The organism is Bacillus sp. FSL K6-0073, from assembly GCF_038006085.1.
GTDB lineage: Bacteria > Bacillota > Bacilli > Bacillales > Bacillaceae_G > Bacillus_A > Bacillus_A cereus.
In genome coordinates this window covers 351,883-369,136 of record NZ_JBBOUN010000001.1, presented here as the reverse complement: position 1 = coordinate 369,136, position 17,254 = coordinate 351,883, and the positions used below count along the sequence as shown (strand labels likewise).

Genomic DNA, 17,254 nt, shown 5'->3' with positions numbered 1-17,254 from the left:
CTCATATTGATTAGCTTTCTCTCATAGATGAAAGTGAATCCATATGGGTCTTTTTTTATTTTTATTTTTCTAAAAGGTCAGACATCTTACGTATGACATAAAATCTCATTCCTTTATTTTTAGTAATATAACGAGCGTTTTATGTACAAACTTTATACGAACTTCTGAAAGGGGCAACTACATGCAATATGTAATGAGCATTATCGGTATTATTGCCGTGTTAGGTTTATGTTTTGCTTTGTCAAACAACAAAAGTAAAATCAACTTCCGTGCAATTGCAATTATGATTGGTTTCCAAATTTTAATCGGTTGGTTTATGTTTGCTACAAAGATTGGTCAACAAATCATTATTTTAATTAGTAAAGTTTTCAACAAACTAATTAAACTTGGTACGACAGGTGTCGATTTTCTCTTTAATGGAATTCACAGAGATTTTGTCTTTTTCTTAAACGTATTATTAATTATCGTATTTTTCTCAGCACTACTTTCAATCTTTAGTTATTTAGGTGTTTTACCATTCATCGTTCGTGTTGTCGGCGGTGCAATTTCAAAAATTACTGGTTTGCCACGCGTTGAGTCATTCCACGCAGTAAACTCTGTATTCTTCGGTTCAAGTGAAGCGTTAATCGTTATTAAAAACGATTTACAGCATTTCAATAAAAACCGTATGTTTATCATTTGTTGTTCTGCGATGAGCTCCGTTTCTGCTTCTGTTACAGCATCATACGTAATGATGTTAGATGCAAAATACGTACTAGCAGCTCTTCCGCTAAATTTATTCTCAAGCTTAATCGTTTGTTCGTTATTAACACCAGTTGATACGAAGAAAGAAGATGAAGTGATTCAAAAATTTGATAGAACGCTATTCGGGGACAGCTTTATCGGTGCAATGATTAACGGTGCGCTTGATGGTTTAAAAGTAGCTGGTATCGTTGCCGCATTAATGATCGCCTTTATCGGTGTGATGGAAGTTGTAAACTACGTAATTAGTGCAGCTTCAGGCGCAATGGGACATGCCATTACTTTACAACAAATCTTCGGTTACGTACTTTCTCCATTCGCATTCTTAATGGGTATTCCAACTCAAGATATTATCCCAGCTGGTGGTATTATGGGTACGAAGATTGTTTTAAATGAGTTTGTAGCAATCCTTGATTTAAAAGACACAGCTACAACATTAGCTCCACGTACAGTTGGAATCGTTACAGTATTCTTAATTAGCTTCGCAAGTATTAGCCAAATTGGTGCAATCGTTGGTACAATCCGTGCCCTTTCTGAAAAACAAGGAAGCGTTGTTTCTAAATTTGGTTGGAAAATGCTATTTGCATCAACACTTGCTTCTATTTTATCTGCGACAATCGCTGGATTGTTTATTTAATAAAAAATCATCTTACTTTAACGAGTAAGGTGATTTTTTTGATTATTTATGAAACCGAGTGAAATTCAACTGCTTCTTCTGTATTGATAATCCTATCTTTATATATACCTTTTATTGAAATGTAAATGATAGATTTGTTTATGTTTTTTAACTTTCCTAATGAAAAATGATAAAGCAATCCATTGCTTTTTAAAGTCCACATCTTCCCACTCCATGGACCAGTAGCTTTTTGTTCATCCGACGCCTTTATTTCACCTTCATATTCGCATTCTCCCAAAGGAGTTTTAATTGTATTCTTCTCTGTATCAATTCGAATATTTTTAATTAGATTCAAATTTTCATCAGAGAGAATTTGAATTTCATGATCTTTCTTTTTAAAAAAGAGTTTTCCGTCTTTGGTATTTATATATTCTGCATTATCCATTTTATCTATCATAAAATCATATTCTTCTTTTGTAATACCTAAGTTTTGATGATAAGGAAACGTTTTTTTCGGTATAATTTCTTCTTCGGCATACTTCAAATACCAATCTAAATTATTTGTAATACTATCGCTCATTTTATTTCCGATTTTCTCTAATTTCTCTTTTATCTCATAAGGAAATTCAAGTGTCATAATATCCGCCGTTACTTCCGCATTCATAAGATGCGATGGAATATACTCTTCCACACTATTTGCTTTACTCACTTCACTTTGACAACCAACTATAAATAGCGATATGAAAAAGATATATATTATTTTTTTATATTTCATTTCTATTCTCCACTCCATACATTATTCTTACTTAGTTTTATAGCGGTTTTTATTATAGTATAAAATCTTTATATTTTAATAAAATACATATTCTTATGCAAAATTGCATATTAATAAGTCTGCTTCTTACTTTAAAATTAGCTTAAATTACTTTCCAAATTATACAAATAACAAGCATTAAATGTTATAATTTGTAAAAAACATTGGAGGACCTTATGAAAATTCACGCCCTTTTCGATTTCTTACATTTACTAGTCTTAACCCTGAAAAGCTATTATGTATGGGGAATGCCTATCTATGTCTTCATTATTCCTCTTATCTTTGTAGTCGGTTATATTATTATTAATTCTAATAAGAAACAAAAAAACACATCTATTCAAAGTCACTAATCTATTACATTAATAACCTCCTAAAAATCATATTCCCCTCATTTTCTTCAAATGATATGATGAACAAGGGTATATCCCCACCACTCTTATAGCGGTGGGGATTTTAATGTAAATATGCAACATACTACACAATAGAAGGTGATTTTTATGAGAAAATACGCAGCAATTGCTTTATTTACGTCTGCCATTCTAGCAGGCTGTAATACTAACAATGTAAGTCCAGAACCTAAAAAAGAGAAAACGGCTCAAGGGATTAAGAAACAAGCAGAGACTGTGCAAGAACAAGGTAAAATCTCATATAATGCAATTACACATGAATCTACAAACACAAGTATTCATATTACAGACATAAAAGATTCTTTAAATGAAGTACAATATAAAATTTGGCGCACAGCTGATGGAAAGGAACGTGCTAAATCTTTTTCTTCTAAAGAAAAGGAGAAACAATTTGCAATTCCTTTTGATATAAAAGAATTTGAAGGAAAACGCGGTGAGTTTCAAATTGAAGCAACAGGAATGAAAGAAGATGGGAAAACAATCCCGCTTACGAAATCTACTATTACTTTCGAACAAAAGGTTCCTGTTCTTATGTATCACGCAATCGATGATTATCATGGTCAAGGTATTAAAGACTTATTCGTATCACCAGCTAACTTTGAAGCACAAATAAAATATTTAAAGGATAATGGTTATACGCTTTTAACGTTTGAACGCTGGGGCGATATAAATAAAGTAAATAAGCCGATTTTTGTTACATTTGATGACGGTATGAAAAATAATATGAATGCATTTCACATTTTACAAAAGCTAAAAGATGATACTTTTAAACCGGCAGCAACAGAATATATGATTGTTGATAACGTTGATGTAGAAGGAGCATTGTCTACTTCTGAAATAAAAGAAATGGTTGATTCCGGCATTTTCTCGGTGCAATCTCATACTGCAACACATGCAGACTTACCGAAAATTACAAACTATGAGGAAGAGTTAAAAGGTTCAAAAGAAAAGCTAGAAAAAATAACAGGTAAGCCTGTTATCGCGATTGCTTATCCATTCGGTCATGTAGATGATAAGGTTGTTGCAGAAACGAAGAAGTATTATCAATTTGCGACGACGACAAAGCCTGGGCAATTCATTACGAAGGGTGAACCTGATGAATTGTTAAAGATGAAGCGCGTTCGTATACACCATACAACGACTGTAGAGCAGTTTGCTTCTTCAATTAAGTAAATATAAGGGCTCAATACATTTTGAGCTCTCTTTTTACTTTATATTTATATATATTTTTAGAATTTTCTTGTATTATATATAGTAAGAAATCTTTCAAATTAAAGGAGATTATACATATGTCATTTGAACAAACGTTAGAGAAATATGCTGCTCTTGCAGTTAATGTTGGTGTTAATATTCAACCTGGACAAACTTTATCAATTAGTGCACCTCTTGAAGCTGTACAATTTGTACGCCTCGTTACAGAAAAAGCATATAAATCTGGTGCAAAACACGTATATGTAGATTGGAATGATGAGACGTTAACACGCTTAAAATTCGATCTAGCTCCTGAAGAAGCTTTCGCTGAATTTCCATCTTGGAAAGCACATGCTCGTGAAGAATTAGCAAAAGAAGGCGCTGCATTTATGTCTATCTATGCAGAAAACCCTGATTTATTAAAAGGTGTAGAACCATCGCGTATCGCAACAGCTCATAAAGTAGCTGGAGAAGCAATGAAAGTATACCGTGATTACGTACAAGCAGATAAAGTAAGTTGGTGTGTCATTTCTGTTCCTACGAAAGAATGGGCTGCGAAAGTATTCCCTGACGTAGCGCCAGAAGAACAAGAAGCAAAGTTATGGGATGCTATTTTCAAAGCTACTCGTGCTGATTTAGAAAATCCTGTAGAAGCATGGAAAGAACATGATGAAACATTACATACAAAAGTGGATTACTTAAACGAAAAGCATTATAAAGCTCTTCACTATACAGGTCCTGGAACAGATTTAACAATCGAACTTCCAGAAAAACATGTATGGGCTGGTGCTGGTAGCTTAAATGAAAAGAACGTACCATTTATGGCTAATATTCCAACTGAAGAAGTATTTACAATGCCACTTAAAACAGGTGTAAACGGCCAAGTTTCTAGTACAAAACCGTTAGTATTTGCAGGTAATATTATCGATAATTTCACGTTAACATTTGAAAACGGACGTATCGTAGACTATAAAGCTGAAGCTGGTGAAGAAGCTTTAAAACATTTAGTAGAAACAGATGAAGGTTCTCACTTCTTAGGGGAAGTAGCTTTAGTACCTCATGACTCACCAATTTCAAACACAAATGTTTTATTCTACAATACACTATTTGACGAAAATGCATCTTGCCACCTTGCGATTGGAAATGCTTACGCATTTAACTTAGTTGGCGGAAAAACAATGTCTAAAGAAGAACTTGCTGAAAACGGCGCAAACGCTAGTATCACACACAACGACTTCATGATTGGATCAGCTGAGCTTGATATTGACGGTATTACTGCTGATGGCAGACATGAGCCTATCTTCCGTAAAGGTAACTGGGCGTTTTAAATTTATTACCATAAAGAAACACATTGGATAATCCAATGTGTTTCTTTATTTATTTGGTTTCAATTCAAATTTTATTATTCTATTTTCACGCGTAAACTCTGGTCTATACGTAGCGATATACGTATTTTCTTTCGCTACGTCAAATAGCATGATATCTTGAATTTTTTCTTCTGGTGCTAACTTTTTACTAATAAAGCTATCAGGGTTATTATATTCTTTAAATCTTGTACCTTTCTTATCGGTAATCTCAAATTCATAAAATGCAAAAGGTATTTCCTTTTTACTATTATTTTCCACTTTGAAAATAATCCCCAAAATCTCCTCTTTCTTTTTATCCTCATCATAATCCGGATATCCTAATTTAACTGAATCGATAGTTACTTGCAAACCATCTACTTCTACTGTCTCCCCTATTTTATACACTTTATCTTGAACATCTTCTTGTTTACTTTCATTACTATCTTTAGTCTCAGTGCAAGCACTTAAACTAAAAGCTATGCCAAAAATCAAAAAAATTTGACTCACCTTTTTTAACATACTCTTTCCCCCACATAAGACAATATTTCATATGTATCATAACAAAATGCTTTACGCTTTCTTGTCATATTTTGTCGTATTAATTGCTAACTGCACAAATAGAAAAAAGCTATCTTCTACAAAAGATAGCTTTCATGATGCCGATGAAACCTTAAGCCCAATGACACCCAAAACAATAAAAAGAATACAAAATGCTTGGAATAAACTAATATGCTCTTTAAAAAAGTAAACACTAATGATTGTAATAAGTAATGTTCCAACGCCAGACCAAATAGCATAAGCAATGCTTAAATGAATCTTTTTAACGACGATGGCAAATACGCTAAAACAAATACCATAGAATACGAAAATCAGTACACTCGGAACGAGCTTTGTTAAACCATTTGATAGTTTCATCGCAATTGTTCCAGCTACTTCAAAAATAATTGTAACAAGTAATAATAGCCAATATACCATACTAAAATCTCCTTCTCTGTTACCTTATAGAGATTCTAGTATACTACTTATAGTCCCAATGAAATATATTTAATTTCTAAATATTCCTCGATGCCGAAATGGCCTCCTTCACGACCGATACCACTTTCTTTAAAGCCACCGAATGGTGCTTGTGCAACTGATGGAAGACCGTCGTTTAGACCGATAATACCGTACTCTAACGCTTCACTAATTTGGAATGCTTGGCTAATGTCTTTCGTGAAAATATACGCAGCTAAACCGTATGGTGTATTATTTGCACGTTCGATTACTTCATCAACTGTTTTAAATTTCGCAACTGGTGCCACTGGCCCAAATGTTTCTTCATTCATACAAAGCATCGTATCATTTGCCAATCCAATTACAGTCGGTTGAATGAAATGTCCCTCTAACTCTGCGACCTTTTGACCACCATATAAAACTGTTCCACCTTTTTGAATAGCATCTTCAATATGTTCTTGTACTTTTGAAATTGCATTCTCATCAATAAGTGGTCCGACAGTCGTTCCGTCACTGAAACCGTCTCCTACTTTCAACTGCCCTACTGCCTTTTGGAACTTCTCTACAAATACTTCGTATACTTCTTCTTGAACGAATACTCGGTTTGTACATATACACGTTTGTCCTGCGTTACGGAATTTCGAACCAATCACCGCTTCTACTGCTTTATCTAAATCTGCATCCTTCATTACGATAAACGGAGCGTGACCACCTAACTCAAGTGAAACTTTTTTCATCGTTTGCGCCGCACTAGCCATTAACTCTTTCCCAATTTCCGTTGACCCTGTAAAGGACACTTTTCGAACGCGACTATCTTCCATCCATGTATCAGCAATTGCTTTTGCACTACCTGTTACGATATTGATTACGCCCTTTGGAATATCTGCTTCATGAGCTAATTCAGCTAATTTCAATGCAGTTAATGGCGTTTGACTCGCCGGTTTCACAACGGCTGTACAGCCTGCTGCAAGCGCTGGGGCTACCTTTCTCGTAATCATCGCTGCCGGGAAGTTCCAAGGTGTAATAGCTGCCATAACGCCAACTGGTTGCTTCATAACTAAAATGCGCTTATTCGGATGAGAAGCAGGAATCATTTCACCATACACACGTTTCCCTTCTTCTGCATACCATTCAACAAAACTATTTGCATAATTTACTTCACCAAGCGCTTCTGCAAACGGCTTTCCTTGTTCCTTTGTCATAATCGCTGCGATCTCTTCTTTGTTTTTATCAATAAGCATGAACCACTTTTTTAACTTCGTTGCACGGTCTGCTGCCGTTAACTTAGACCACGTTTTAAAAGCTTCATGTGCAGCATCAACAGCTTGCTTTGCCTCTGTTACTCCGCCTTTTGGTACAGTTGCAAATATTTCCTTCGTCGCAGGATTATTTACTTCAATTTGTTCTTGTAGTGTAATCCACTCACCATTTATATACATCGCCTTTTTATCTATACTTACGAAAGTCGCCTTTTTATCCAATGTTTTCTTCCTCCTCTATGAACTTCTTAATTTTCCTAGTAGCAGCAGATTGACTAATTTGCAAAAACTCAGCCACTTTATAACTTGATCCATACGTTTTATACGCTTTAAGAATAATATTTCTCTCTACCTCTTCCAGCATTTTATAAAGGCTTTGCCCCGATTGTTCAACTGCAGCCTCTTGCATAGAGAGTGGCAAATCCTCTACCGTTACAACATCATCGACAGTAATAACAATTCTCTCAATTACATTCTCTATTTCTCTATTGTTTCCTTCCCACGGATATCCAACAAACATTTGTAACGTACTCGGCGCTAGTTTCACATCACGTCCGTACTTTTTATTAAAGTGCTGCAAGTAATGATAAATAAGCGGCAAAATATCTTCTGTTCTTTCCCTAAGCGGGGGAATTGCAATTGGAATAACATTCAGACGATAGTATAAATCTTTCCGAAATGTTCCTTGTTTCACCATCATACTTAAATCTCTATTTGTTGCCGCCACAATTCGAACATCCACTTTTTTTAATTCTCTTCCGCCTATAGGACGAAATGTTTTTTCTTGCAATACTTGCAAAAGCTTCGCTTGAATTTCCAGCGGCATTTCACCGATTTCATCTAAAAAAAGAGTTCCTTTATGCGCGGATTCTAATAGTCCCTTTTTCCCTTCACGATTCGCACCTGTAAAAGATCCACCTGAATATCCAAAAAGCTCCGATTCAATTAAATTAGTTGGCAATGCCGCACAATTAATTTCATAGAAACTTTCATTCTTACGGTGACTCACTTCATGTAAATGGCGTACTAATCGACTTTTCCCAACTCCAGTCTCGCCTAAAACGAGAACAGTACTATCCACTACAGATACTTTTTTGATTGTATCGACTATTTTTTGCATAGCTAGACTTTTAAAAATAAGTCCTTCATGCTCATATGTTTCTCTTAATTCTTTTTTATATGTTTTTAGCTGATTATCCATTTCCTCTACCTTTTGACGTAATTGATAGAGTTCAGTAAGGTCCCGAGAATAACTAATCACTCTTCTTAAATTTCCCTCATCATCAAAAACAGGCCTTGTACGAACGTGTAAATACTCTCCTGATTTTGTAGTTTGAACGAGTTCAATTGGCCTCTTTTTTTCAATCACTTCTAATGTCGCTGATGGATAAAAGATTCCATCCTTTTGTAGTTCTTTTACATGCTTACCAACTAACTCTTCGGCAGCTAGTTGGTAGTGCCTTTCACATGTACTATTTACACGCACAACGATCCCCTGCTCATCTGTAACAAAAATTTCGTCAAACGCATATTCAAATACATCTTTTAAATCCATTAACACTCGTTCCTTTTCTGCAACCATCCTAGCCACCCCTAACTTCAAATCCATCGATCCACTTCACTACCTTTATTATAAAGTGAATTTTCTGCATTTAATATAGAGTCAGCTAGAATGTTTGCTATTTATACTTCAGTTTTTAAACGCGAGCGATGTTTGTTTGCTCATAACAAGCTTGCAATGATTCTTCAATTATTGTTAAACCTTCTTCAAGTTGCTCATCTGTAATAACTAAAGGCATTAACACACGGATAACATTTCCATATGTTCCTGCTGATAATAACAGTAACCCACGCTTATTTGCTTCTGCACATAGATTAGCCGTTAACGTTTTGTCAGGTGCTTTCGTCTTACAATCTTGAACGACCTCAAATGCACACATTGCACCTAACCCACGCACATCGCCGATGCAATGATATTTATTTTTCATCTCCTTGAATCGGTTCATTACGACTTTTCCTAATTCTATCGCTCTATCATTTAATTTCTCATTTTCTATTACATCGAGAACAGCTAATGCAGCCGCACATCCTAATGGACTTCCTGCATACGTTCCACCAAGTTCACCTGGTGCAGACTCATTCATAATTTCTTTACGTCCAATGACACCACTTATCGGTACACCAGCACCTAATGATTTAGACACTGTAATTAAATCTGGAACGACATCATAGTGATCAATTGCAAAATATTTTCCTGTACGACTAAAGCCTGTTTGTATTTCATCCGCTACAAATAAGATGCCGTTCTCTGAACAAATGCGGCGTACTTCTTGAACAAATTTCTTACTTGGGACGATAAACCCACCTTCCCCTTGAACAGGTTCCATTACAACAGCTGCGATTGTTTCTGGTGCTACTTCCGATATGAAGAAGTTCTTAAACTCTTCAATAATAAAATCATCATACTGCTCTTCCGTTAATCCCTCTGGGCGACGGTATTCGTATGGAAATGGCGCTTTATATACTTCTGGAGCAAATGGACCAAACCCAAATTTATATGGCTTCACTTTACTTGTCATCGTCATTGTCATTAATGTACGCCCGTGGAAACCTTTAGAAAATGCGATAATACCAGGTCTCTTCGTATATTTACGAGCGATCTTCACCGCGTTCTCAACTGCTTCTGCACCACTATTTAAAAAGAGGACTTGCTTATCGAAACTTCCCGGTGCCAATGCCGCAAGCTTTTCCGCTAATTCAATATATGGCTCATACATCATGACATTAAATCCAGTATGAATGTATTGATCGACTTGTTTATGGAGCGCTTCTTTAACCGTTGGATGACAATGCCCTACGTTAATTGTCCCAATTGCTCCTGCAAAATCAATGTACTGATTACCATCAACATCTGTTACAAGAGCACCATTTGCAGATTGTACAAACGTTGGGATGCCGTTACTTACTCCTTTTGGTACTATATTTTGACGGCGTTCTAATAAAGATGCCGCTTTCGGTCCTGGAATTTGTTCATTTACTTTAGCAAATTTTTTTGTGTTCATTGCGTACCCCATCCTTTTCTTTACATTGTTTTCTCTTTTTATTGCAAAATGTATGCCAACTTTCTTTTCTAGCATTTATCCTATATTCTTTGTATCCAGGCATAAAAAATAAGTCTATAAAGACTCATTAAGAGTCTTTATAGACTTATTTTCCTTACACATTAGACTTTTCTTTCTCCCAGAAAAACTCACCCGATTGAGAAATAAACTCTTCAACAGAATCTAACACTAAATCAGCAAGTGGTTCTAATGTTGGACGGTCTCCCGTACCAGATAGCACCCCAATTGCATAGCAATCGCCATTTTTGGCTAAATGTAAATCAGTTGGCGTATCTCCAACAACCGCAACCTCACATGATGCTAAATTAAATTTCTCACAAAACACTTCTATAATCTTTTTATCTGGTTTTTGCGCAGGGAATGTATCCGAGGCTATAATATAATCAAAAAAGTTCTCCAACTTATATTGTTTTAAAAATAATTCTGTTGGTGCAAAATCATCCGCCGTGACAACCCCTAATATAAATCCTTTATCTTTTAATGCCTGTAACACTTTCGGTAAATCTGCTGTCATTTTCATATGCGAACGATGCTCATACATAAGGGAAAATAACTTCTCACTTACCCAATGATGCATCTCTTCTTCTCTAGCAGACTCAATATAATTACAAAGCCCCTTCGCTACATCAAGGCTTGTTCCAGCAGCTATTGCACTCCTCGGATTAACAAATGCTCCCTCTACACCGATCTCTTCTAATAAGGTCTGCCCTATTGTACTTGGTAAATGATATAAACTTATACATTCAGCTACAAGTTCTTCAGCTACTTTTATCCATATTGAATGAAAATCCATTAATGTCCCATCTTTATCAAATAATATCGCCTTTACCTTCTCCATAGCACCCTACCTCTCATTTCTTATCTCTTCCAGTGTATCAATAAAGTATGGATGTAAAATAAAAGAATTGTAAAAATACCATAAAAATCAAACTAACTCCCAATTTACAATTCATTTTAACAAAGTAAAAAGGATGCCTTTACAGGGCATCCTCTTGATGTTCAGGAACAAATAGTTCTAAACAATGATATATATTTTCGAATTCCATCGGTGCATCTCCACCATACTCACCATCTAAATTAATCATTAGTTTATCTGGTGAATGTACTTTAATTCGGTTCGCTTGTGTATATAACACTTTTGGATTATTAATATGTTCACCACGTTGTGCTTGTGTTGCTGCTTTAATTAAATCAGCGATAGAACCTTTTTTCAGTACTAATAGGTCAAATAACCCATCGTTAATAGATGCATACGGTGCTACCTTTTCAAATCCACCTACTGAACGAGTATTCGTAATTAAAAACATCGTAATTTCTTCTTGTAGTAACTTTCCATCATACTCAATTTCAACATATGTCGGATGCAATGATGGTAACATCTCGATACCTTTTAGGTAATAAGCAAGTTGTCCTAATACTGTCTTTAACTTACTCGGTACTTCGTATGTTAATTCTGTAATACGACCGCCACCAGCGATGTTAATAAAATATGTATCGTTCGCTCTACCAAGGTCTAATGGCACTGTTTTTCCTTCGCAAATAATATCTGCTGCCTCTTCAATAGAACGAGGTACACCAATTGCACGTGCAAAGTCATTTGTCGTTCCAACTGGAATAATTCCAAATTTCGGACGGAATTCATGCCCAACTAAACCGTTTACTACTTCATTTAATGTACCGTCGCCACCAGCCGCAATAACAACATCAAACTTACGATCCGCAGCTTGTCTCGCCGCCACAGTAGCGTCTCCAGGACCCGTTGTCGCATGACAAGATGTCTCATAGCCAGCTTGTTCTAATTTTTGTAATACTTCTGGTAAGCTCTTCTTAAATAGCTCACGCCCAGAAGTAGGATTATAAATAATTCTTGCTCGCTTCATCATTTATTAGCACAGGAAATTTCTTTATATATCGAAAAAGAACATACTGAACTTCTATTCAGTATTCCCATGCCTACCTCCTCTCATCTTGCTATCCTTCTTTTATCCCGCTCAAACAGGCAGTAAGAACCCGATTCGTGTAGTCCATCAAAAGTAAATATTCATTTCAATGGTTTTTTATTTGACTCCAAAATTTATCCCGCTATTTGCGGGCAGTAAATGCCCGATTGGTGAGGGCTAATAATCAATGGTGGATGAACCTCCTACTGATTAAAGTTTCACTTTATTTCTATCCATTCTTCCATAAAAATTTACATATAACGAATAATAACTATCTATTATTTCATGAGATGAAAAAAACCTCTATGTTTAGATTTATCATTATTCCCACCTTTTTGCAACTATCATACCATAGTTGCTATACAAACATTTTTCCACTTTTGACAGTTAATCAAACGTTTGTTTAAACGATTTTGTCTCATTTAAACAAACGTTTGATTAACCTAGAAAAACACCCATGTACGGGTGTTTTTCTGCTTAATCTTTAAAAGTCACTACTATTATCGCTTATTAATCTCTTCAAGTAAGATTTTGTTAACAAGCGGTGGATTTGCTTGTCCTTTTGTAGCTTTCATAATTTGACCAACTAAGAAGCCAATTGCACGGTCTTTACCGTTTTTAAAGTCTTCGATAGATTGCTCATTATTATCAAGAATTTCTGTTACAACTTTACGAAGTGTACCCTCGTCAGAAATTTGAACAAGACCTTTCGCTTTAACGATTTCTTCTGGGTCTCCACCTTTTTCAATTAATTCATTAAATACTTTCTTCGCGATTTTAGAAGAAATTGTACCTTTTTCAATTAATTGAACCATTTTAGATAAACCAGCAGGCGTTAATGCAACGTCTTTTAATTCTTTTTGTTGTTTGTTTAAGTATGCAAGTACTTCACCCATTAACCAGTTCGATGTTAATTTCGCATCAGCACCGTCTGCAACAGTTGCTTCAAAGAAATCAGACATTTCTTTCGTTAATGTTAACACGTGTGCATCATAAGCTGGTAAGCCTAGTTCTGCAACGTAGCGAGCTTTACGTGCATCTGGAAGTTCTGGAATAGAAGCTCGAACTGCTTCTTTCCACTCATCATCGATGTAAAGTTCAACTAAGTCTGGCTCCGGGAAGTAACGGTAATCGTCAGATCCTTCTTTCACACGCATTAAGATTGTTTTCTTCGTTGCTTCATCATAACGACGTGTTTCTTGTTGGATGATGCCACCAGATAACAGTTCTTTTTCTTGGCGCACTTGCTCATGCTCAAGACCTTTTTGTACGTAAGTGAATGAGTTTAAGTTTTTCAGTTCCGCTTTTGTACCGAACTTCTCTTGTCCAACTGGACGAAGAGAAATGTTCGCATCACAACGTAAGGAACCTTCTTCCATCTTACAATCAGATACACCAGTGTATTGAATGATTGATTTTAACTTCTCTAAGTATGCATATGCTTCTTCTGGCGTACGCATATCTGGCTCAGATACGATCTCGATTAAAGGCATACCTTGACGGTTGTAGTCTACTAATGAACCATCAGCTGTATGCGTTGATTTACCAGCATCTTCTTCTAAATGAAGACGTGTAATACCGATACGTTTCTTTTTACCGTCTACTTCGATTTCAATCCAACCATTTTCACCAATTGGCTTATCAAATTGAGAGATTTGGTAAGCTTTCGGGTTATCTGGATAGAAATAGTTTTTACGGTCAAACTTCGTTTCCGTTGCGATTTCACAGTTTAATGCCATTGCAGCTTTCATTGCAAAGTTAACTGCTTCTTTATTTAAAGTAGGAAGTACCCCTGGGTATCCTAAGTCAATTACACTTGTTTGTGTATTTGGCTCCGCTCCGAATTCTGTTGGACTCGCAGAGAAAATTTTCGAATTTGTTTTTAACTCAACGTGAACCTCTAAACCAATAATTGTTTCTAAATTCATCTATGCTCGCCTCCTTACAGACTTGCTTTTTTTGTATGATAGTCTGTTGCTTGCTCAAACGCATGTGCAACGCGGTAAATTGTCGCTTCATCGAAGTGTTTACCAATGATTTGTAGACCAAGTGGCATGTTGTTAGCACCGAATCCACATGGAACAGAAATCGCTGGAACACCCGCTAAGTTTACTGGGATTGTTAAAATGTCATTTGCATACATTGTCATTGGATCATCAACTTTTTCGCCCACTTTAAATGCCGGAGTTGGCGTTGTTGGTCCAATAATAACATCATAGTTAGCAAATACATTTTCAAAGTCGTTTTTAATTAATGTACGTACTTGTTGTGCTTTCTTGTAATATGCATCATAGTAACCAGAGCTAAGTGCAAAAGTACCAAGCATAATACGACGTTTAACTTCATCACCGAAACCTTCACTACGTGTGTTTTTGTAAAGATCTAATAAGTTATTTACATTATCAGAACGAACACCGTAACGCACGCCATCAAAGCGTGAAAGGTTCGCAGATGCTTCAGAAGAAGATAGTAAGTAATACGTTGCTAGAGCGTATTTAGAGTGTGGAAGAGATACTTCCTCCCAAGTTGCGCCCATACCTTCTAATACTTTTAAAGCAGCTAGTACTGACTCACGAGCTTCTTCGCCAACACCTTCGCCTAAGTATTCTTTCGGTACAGCAATGCGTAAACCTTTAACATCGCCTGTTAAACCAGCTAAATAGTTTCCAACTTCAACGTTTGCAGAAGTTGCATCCATGCGGTCAATACCTGAAATAGCTTGTAATAAGTATGCATTGTCTTCGACTGTACGTGTAATCGGTCCGATTTGGTCAAGTGAAGATGCGAATGCTACTAATCCGTAACGAGATACGCGTCCGTAAGTTGGTTTTAAACCTACAACACCGCAATATGCAGCTGGCTGACGGATAGAACCACCCGTATCAGAACCTAGAGAGAATAGTACTTCTCCTGCTGCTACAGCTGCTGCAGAACCACCACTAGATCCGCCCGGAACGTAATCTAAGTTCCATGGGTTTTTCGTAGCGTAGAATCCTGAGTTTTCATTTGAAGAACCCATTGCAAACTCGTCCATGTTTAATTTACCGATTGTAATCGTGTCAGCAGCTTTTAGCTTTTGCACAACTGTCGCATCATAAATTGGATCGAAGTTTGCTAGCATTTTGCTCGCACAAGTTGTACGAAGGCCGTTAGTTACAATGTTATCTTTTACACCAATTGGCATACCGAATAATAAACCATTATCTTCAGCGCCGATTTTTGCATCTAATTCTTTCGCTTTTGCGCGTGCATTTTCTTCATCTAATGTAAGAAAAGCTTTTACGTTATCTTCAACATCCGCAATACGTTTGTAAGATTCTTCTACTAAATCCGTAACGGAAATTTCTTTGTTGTTTAACTTCTTATGTAACTCTGATACTGAATGATCAAATAATGACATCGAAATTCCCCTCCTCTATTCTAATACTGCTGGAACACGGATTTGATTATCTTTGTGATCCGGTGCATTTTTTAATACTTCTTCAACTGGTAAACCTTTTTCTGGTACATCTTCACGCATAACATTTTTCATAGTTAATACATGAGTTGTTGGTTTTACATCTGTTGTATCTAATTCATTTAACTGTTCTGCAAATGTAACAATTGCATCTAGTTGTTTTTGAAATTTTTCTGCTTCTTGATCAGTAATTGCAAGACGTGCTAAATGTGCTACGTGCTTTACATTCTCAACGGAAATTCTTGACACGGCTAGGCCACCTCCATAATATATCGTTCAATCTACAATACTATTGATGATACCAAATTTTCAGTACTTCAAGCAAGTCAACACAGAGTACTTACGCCATTTTTACATAAAAAAAGAAAGGCAAATGCCTTTCTTTACAATTTACTCTTTATCTAACGTTTTATTTTTCGGAAATCTCTCGTTATCTTCTTCATTATCACGAATTGTTTTTTGTAATACAAAACAAGACATCGTTAAAAATAATGTTCCAATTAAATAGTATCCTTTTACACTAAGCGTTTCATCTAACGTATAAATCCCAATTAGCATACCTGAAAGCGCACAAACAAATGAAGTCCATGCTAAAAACGTGAACGCTTGCGTATTACGTCTTCTCATCGTTCTCCCCCTCGTTAGCTGTATACCCATTATAGATAAGTATATTTACCATGATGGATTTTTATGTAAATTCTAGTTTTATATTTATAAATCTACCATAAAAGAATACTATTTTAAAGAAAGTTTTCTGCCTAATCTGAAAAAACAATTAAAATCATTGACAATTATTTCTATTCTACATAAAATAAATATTACGAACCTCGAAATATACGGGAGTGGAATTAATTGTTGCAATATGAACATTTTTTAGACTTACTGCTAGATAACGCCAAGAAACTTTTCTATCCTGAAGAATGGGTAAGCCTAGATTTAACACTTTCTAAAACAGAAGTATTTTGTTTACTTTGGATGGAACGAAATACAGATATTACAATGACGAAAATTGCTGATCTTCTTGATATACCGATGAGTACAACAACGGGCGTTGTAAATCGCCTTGTAAAAAAGGGATATATTGAACGCTACCGTGATGAAAATGACCGACGTATTGTATTAATTCGGTTAACAGAAAACGGCGTAATGCTCGTTCAAGAAGTAAAACAAAATGCGGCCCATTACTTTAGCTTAGTAACAGAAGCATTATCAGAAGAAGAAAAAGCATTCTTACTACAAATCTTCCAAAAAATCATGAATCACATCGCTACGTCACAGCGAAAAACAGAAGAAAAGATTTCTACACCTAAAATGAAAAACATTCCGATTGAATAAAACCCTATCTGGGTTTTTATTCAATCATTTACT

16 protein-coding genes are annotated in these 17,254 nt (G+C 35.8%); 4 read left to right on the top strand and 12 right to left on the bottom strand.

All coding sequences use genetic code 11. The annotated features are described in order from the left end of the window. The first annotated feature begins 181 nt into the window (after positions 1-181). Complete coding sequence (locus tag MHB52_RS01970; RefSeq protein ID WP_001200488.1) at positions 182-1,378, top strand: NupC/NupG family nucleoside CNT transporter; 1,197 nt, start codon at positions 182-184, stop codon at positions 1,376-1,378. 46 nt (positions 1,379-1,424) lie between these two features. On the opposite strand, the gene MHB52_RS01965 is transcribed toward MHB52_RS01970, so the two are convergent. Then, positions 1,425-2,132, bottom strand: a complete 708-nt coding sequence (locus MHB52_RS01965; protein ID WP_000875595.1) for a hypothetical protein — start codon at positions 2,130-2,132, stop codon at positions 1,425-1,427. Positions 2,133-2,668: 536 nt separating this feature from the next. On the opposite strand from MHB52_RS01965, the gene MHB52_RS01960 reads away from it, so the two are divergent. Both MHB52_RS01960 and MHB52_RS01955 read left to right on the top strand, forming a co-directional pair. Then, positions 2,669-3,751, top strand: coding sequence for a polysaccharide deacetylase family protein (locus MHB52_RS01960; protein WP_001233758.1), 1,083 nt, complete (start codon positions 2,669-2,671; stop codon positions 3,749-3,751). A gap of 116 nt (positions 3,752-3,867) precedes the next feature. Continuing rightward, on the top strand, positions 3,868-5,097 hold the full coding sequence (locus MHB52_RS01955; protein ID WP_000007357.1) for an aminopeptidase: 1,230 nt from the start codon (positions 3,868-3,870) through the stop codon (positions 5,095-5,097). 45 nt (positions 5,098-5,142) lie between these two features. On the opposite strand, the gene MHB52_RS01950 is transcribed toward MHB52_RS01955, so the two are convergent. The 11 genes from MHB52_RS01950 to MHB52_RS01900 form a co-directional block, all read right to left on the bottom strand. Further along, the gene (locus MHB52_RS01950) at positions 5,143-5,634 is read right to left on the bottom strand and encodes a DUF4352 domain-containing protein (RefSeq protein WP_000915099.1); all 492 of its coding nucleotides are present in this window, start codon (positions 5,632-5,634) and stop codon (positions 5,143-5,145) included. Between the two features lie 132 nt (positions 5,635-5,766). Beyond that, positions 5,767-6,090, bottom strand: a complete 324-nt coding sequence (locus MHB52_RS01945) for a DMT family transporter (RefSeq protein WP_000263262.1) — start codon at positions 6,088-6,090, stop codon at positions 5,767-5,769. 47 nt (positions 6,091-6,137) lie between these two features. Further along, complete coding sequence (gene gabD / locus MHB52_RS01940; protein WP_044795614.1) at positions 6,138-7,589, bottom strand: NADP-dependent succinate-semialdehyde dehydrogenase; 1,452 nt, start codon at positions 7,587-7,589, stop codon at positions 6,138-6,140. Beyond that, positions 7,582-8,949, bottom strand: coding sequence for a sigma-54 interaction domain-containing protein (locus tag MHB52_RS01935; RefSeq protein WP_044795613.1), 1,368 nt, complete (start codon positions 8,947-8,949; stop codon positions 7,582-7,584). The genes gabD and MHB52_RS01935 overlap by 8 nt, the downstream gene beginning before the upstream one ends. A 115-nt stretch (positions 8,950-9,064) precedes the next feature. Continuing rightward, positions 9,065-10,429, bottom strand: a complete 1,365-nt coding sequence (gabT, locus tag MHB52_RS01930; RefSeq protein WP_061662942.1) for a 4-aminobutyrate--2-oxoglutarate transaminase — start codon at positions 10,427-10,429, stop codon at positions 9,065-9,067. Between the two features lie 154 nt (positions 10,430-10,583). Next, positions 10,584-11,327, bottom strand: a complete 744-nt coding sequence (locus MHB52_RS01925; protein WP_000416659.1) for an HAD family hydrolase — start codon at positions 11,325-11,327, stop codon at positions 10,584-10,586. 139 nt (positions 11,328-11,466) lie between these two features. After that, positions 11,467-12,372: a diacylglycerol kinase gene (locus tag MHB52_RS01920; protein ID WP_000977679.1), complete on the bottom strand. Its 906-nt coding sequence runs from the start codon at positions 12,370-12,372 to the stop codon at positions 11,467-11,469. Positions 12,373-12,929: 557 nt separating this feature from the next. Further along, positions 12,930-14,357, bottom strand: a complete 1,428-nt coding sequence (gene gatB / locus MHB52_RS01915; RefSeq protein ID WP_001047685.1) for an Asp-tRNA(Asn)/Glu-tRNA(Gln) amidotransferase subunit GatB — start codon at positions 14,355-14,357, stop codon at positions 12,930-12,932. A gap of 14 nt (positions 14,358-14,371) precedes the next feature. Next, positions 14,372-15,829 (bottom strand): Asp-tRNA(Asn)/Glu-tRNA(Gln) amidotransferase subunit GatA, encoded by a 1,458-nt coding sequence (gene gatA / locus MHB52_RS01910; protein ID WP_000051441.1) that lies wholly within the window; start codon positions 15,827-15,829, stop codon positions 14,372-14,374. A 15-nt stretch (positions 15,830-15,844) separates the two neighbouring features. After that, the gene (gene gatC, locus MHB52_RS01905; RefSeq protein WP_000086999.1) at positions 15,845-16,135 is read right to left on the bottom strand and encodes an Asp-tRNA(Asn)/Glu-tRNA(Gln) amidotransferase subunit GatC; all 291 of its coding nucleotides are present in this window, start codon (positions 16,133-16,135) and stop codon (positions 15,845-15,847) included. A 141-nt stretch (positions 16,136-16,276) separates the two neighbouring features. After that, positions 16,277-16,513 (bottom strand): YiaA/YiaB family inner membrane protein, encoded by a 237-nt coding sequence (locus tag MHB52_RS01900; RefSeq protein WP_001254395.1) that lies wholly within the window; start codon positions 16,511-16,513, stop codon positions 16,277-16,279. A 225-nt stretch (positions 16,514-16,738) separates the two neighbouring features. On the opposite strand from MHB52_RS01900, the gene MHB52_RS01895 reads away from it, so the two are divergent. Beyond that, positions 16,739-17,221 (top strand): MarR family winged helix-turn-helix transcriptional regulator, encoded by a 483-nt coding sequence (locus MHB52_RS01895; RefSeq protein WP_000942484.1) that lies wholly within the window; start codon positions 16,739-16,741, stop codon positions 17,219-17,221. Positions 17,222-17,254: the final 33 nt, after the last annotated feature.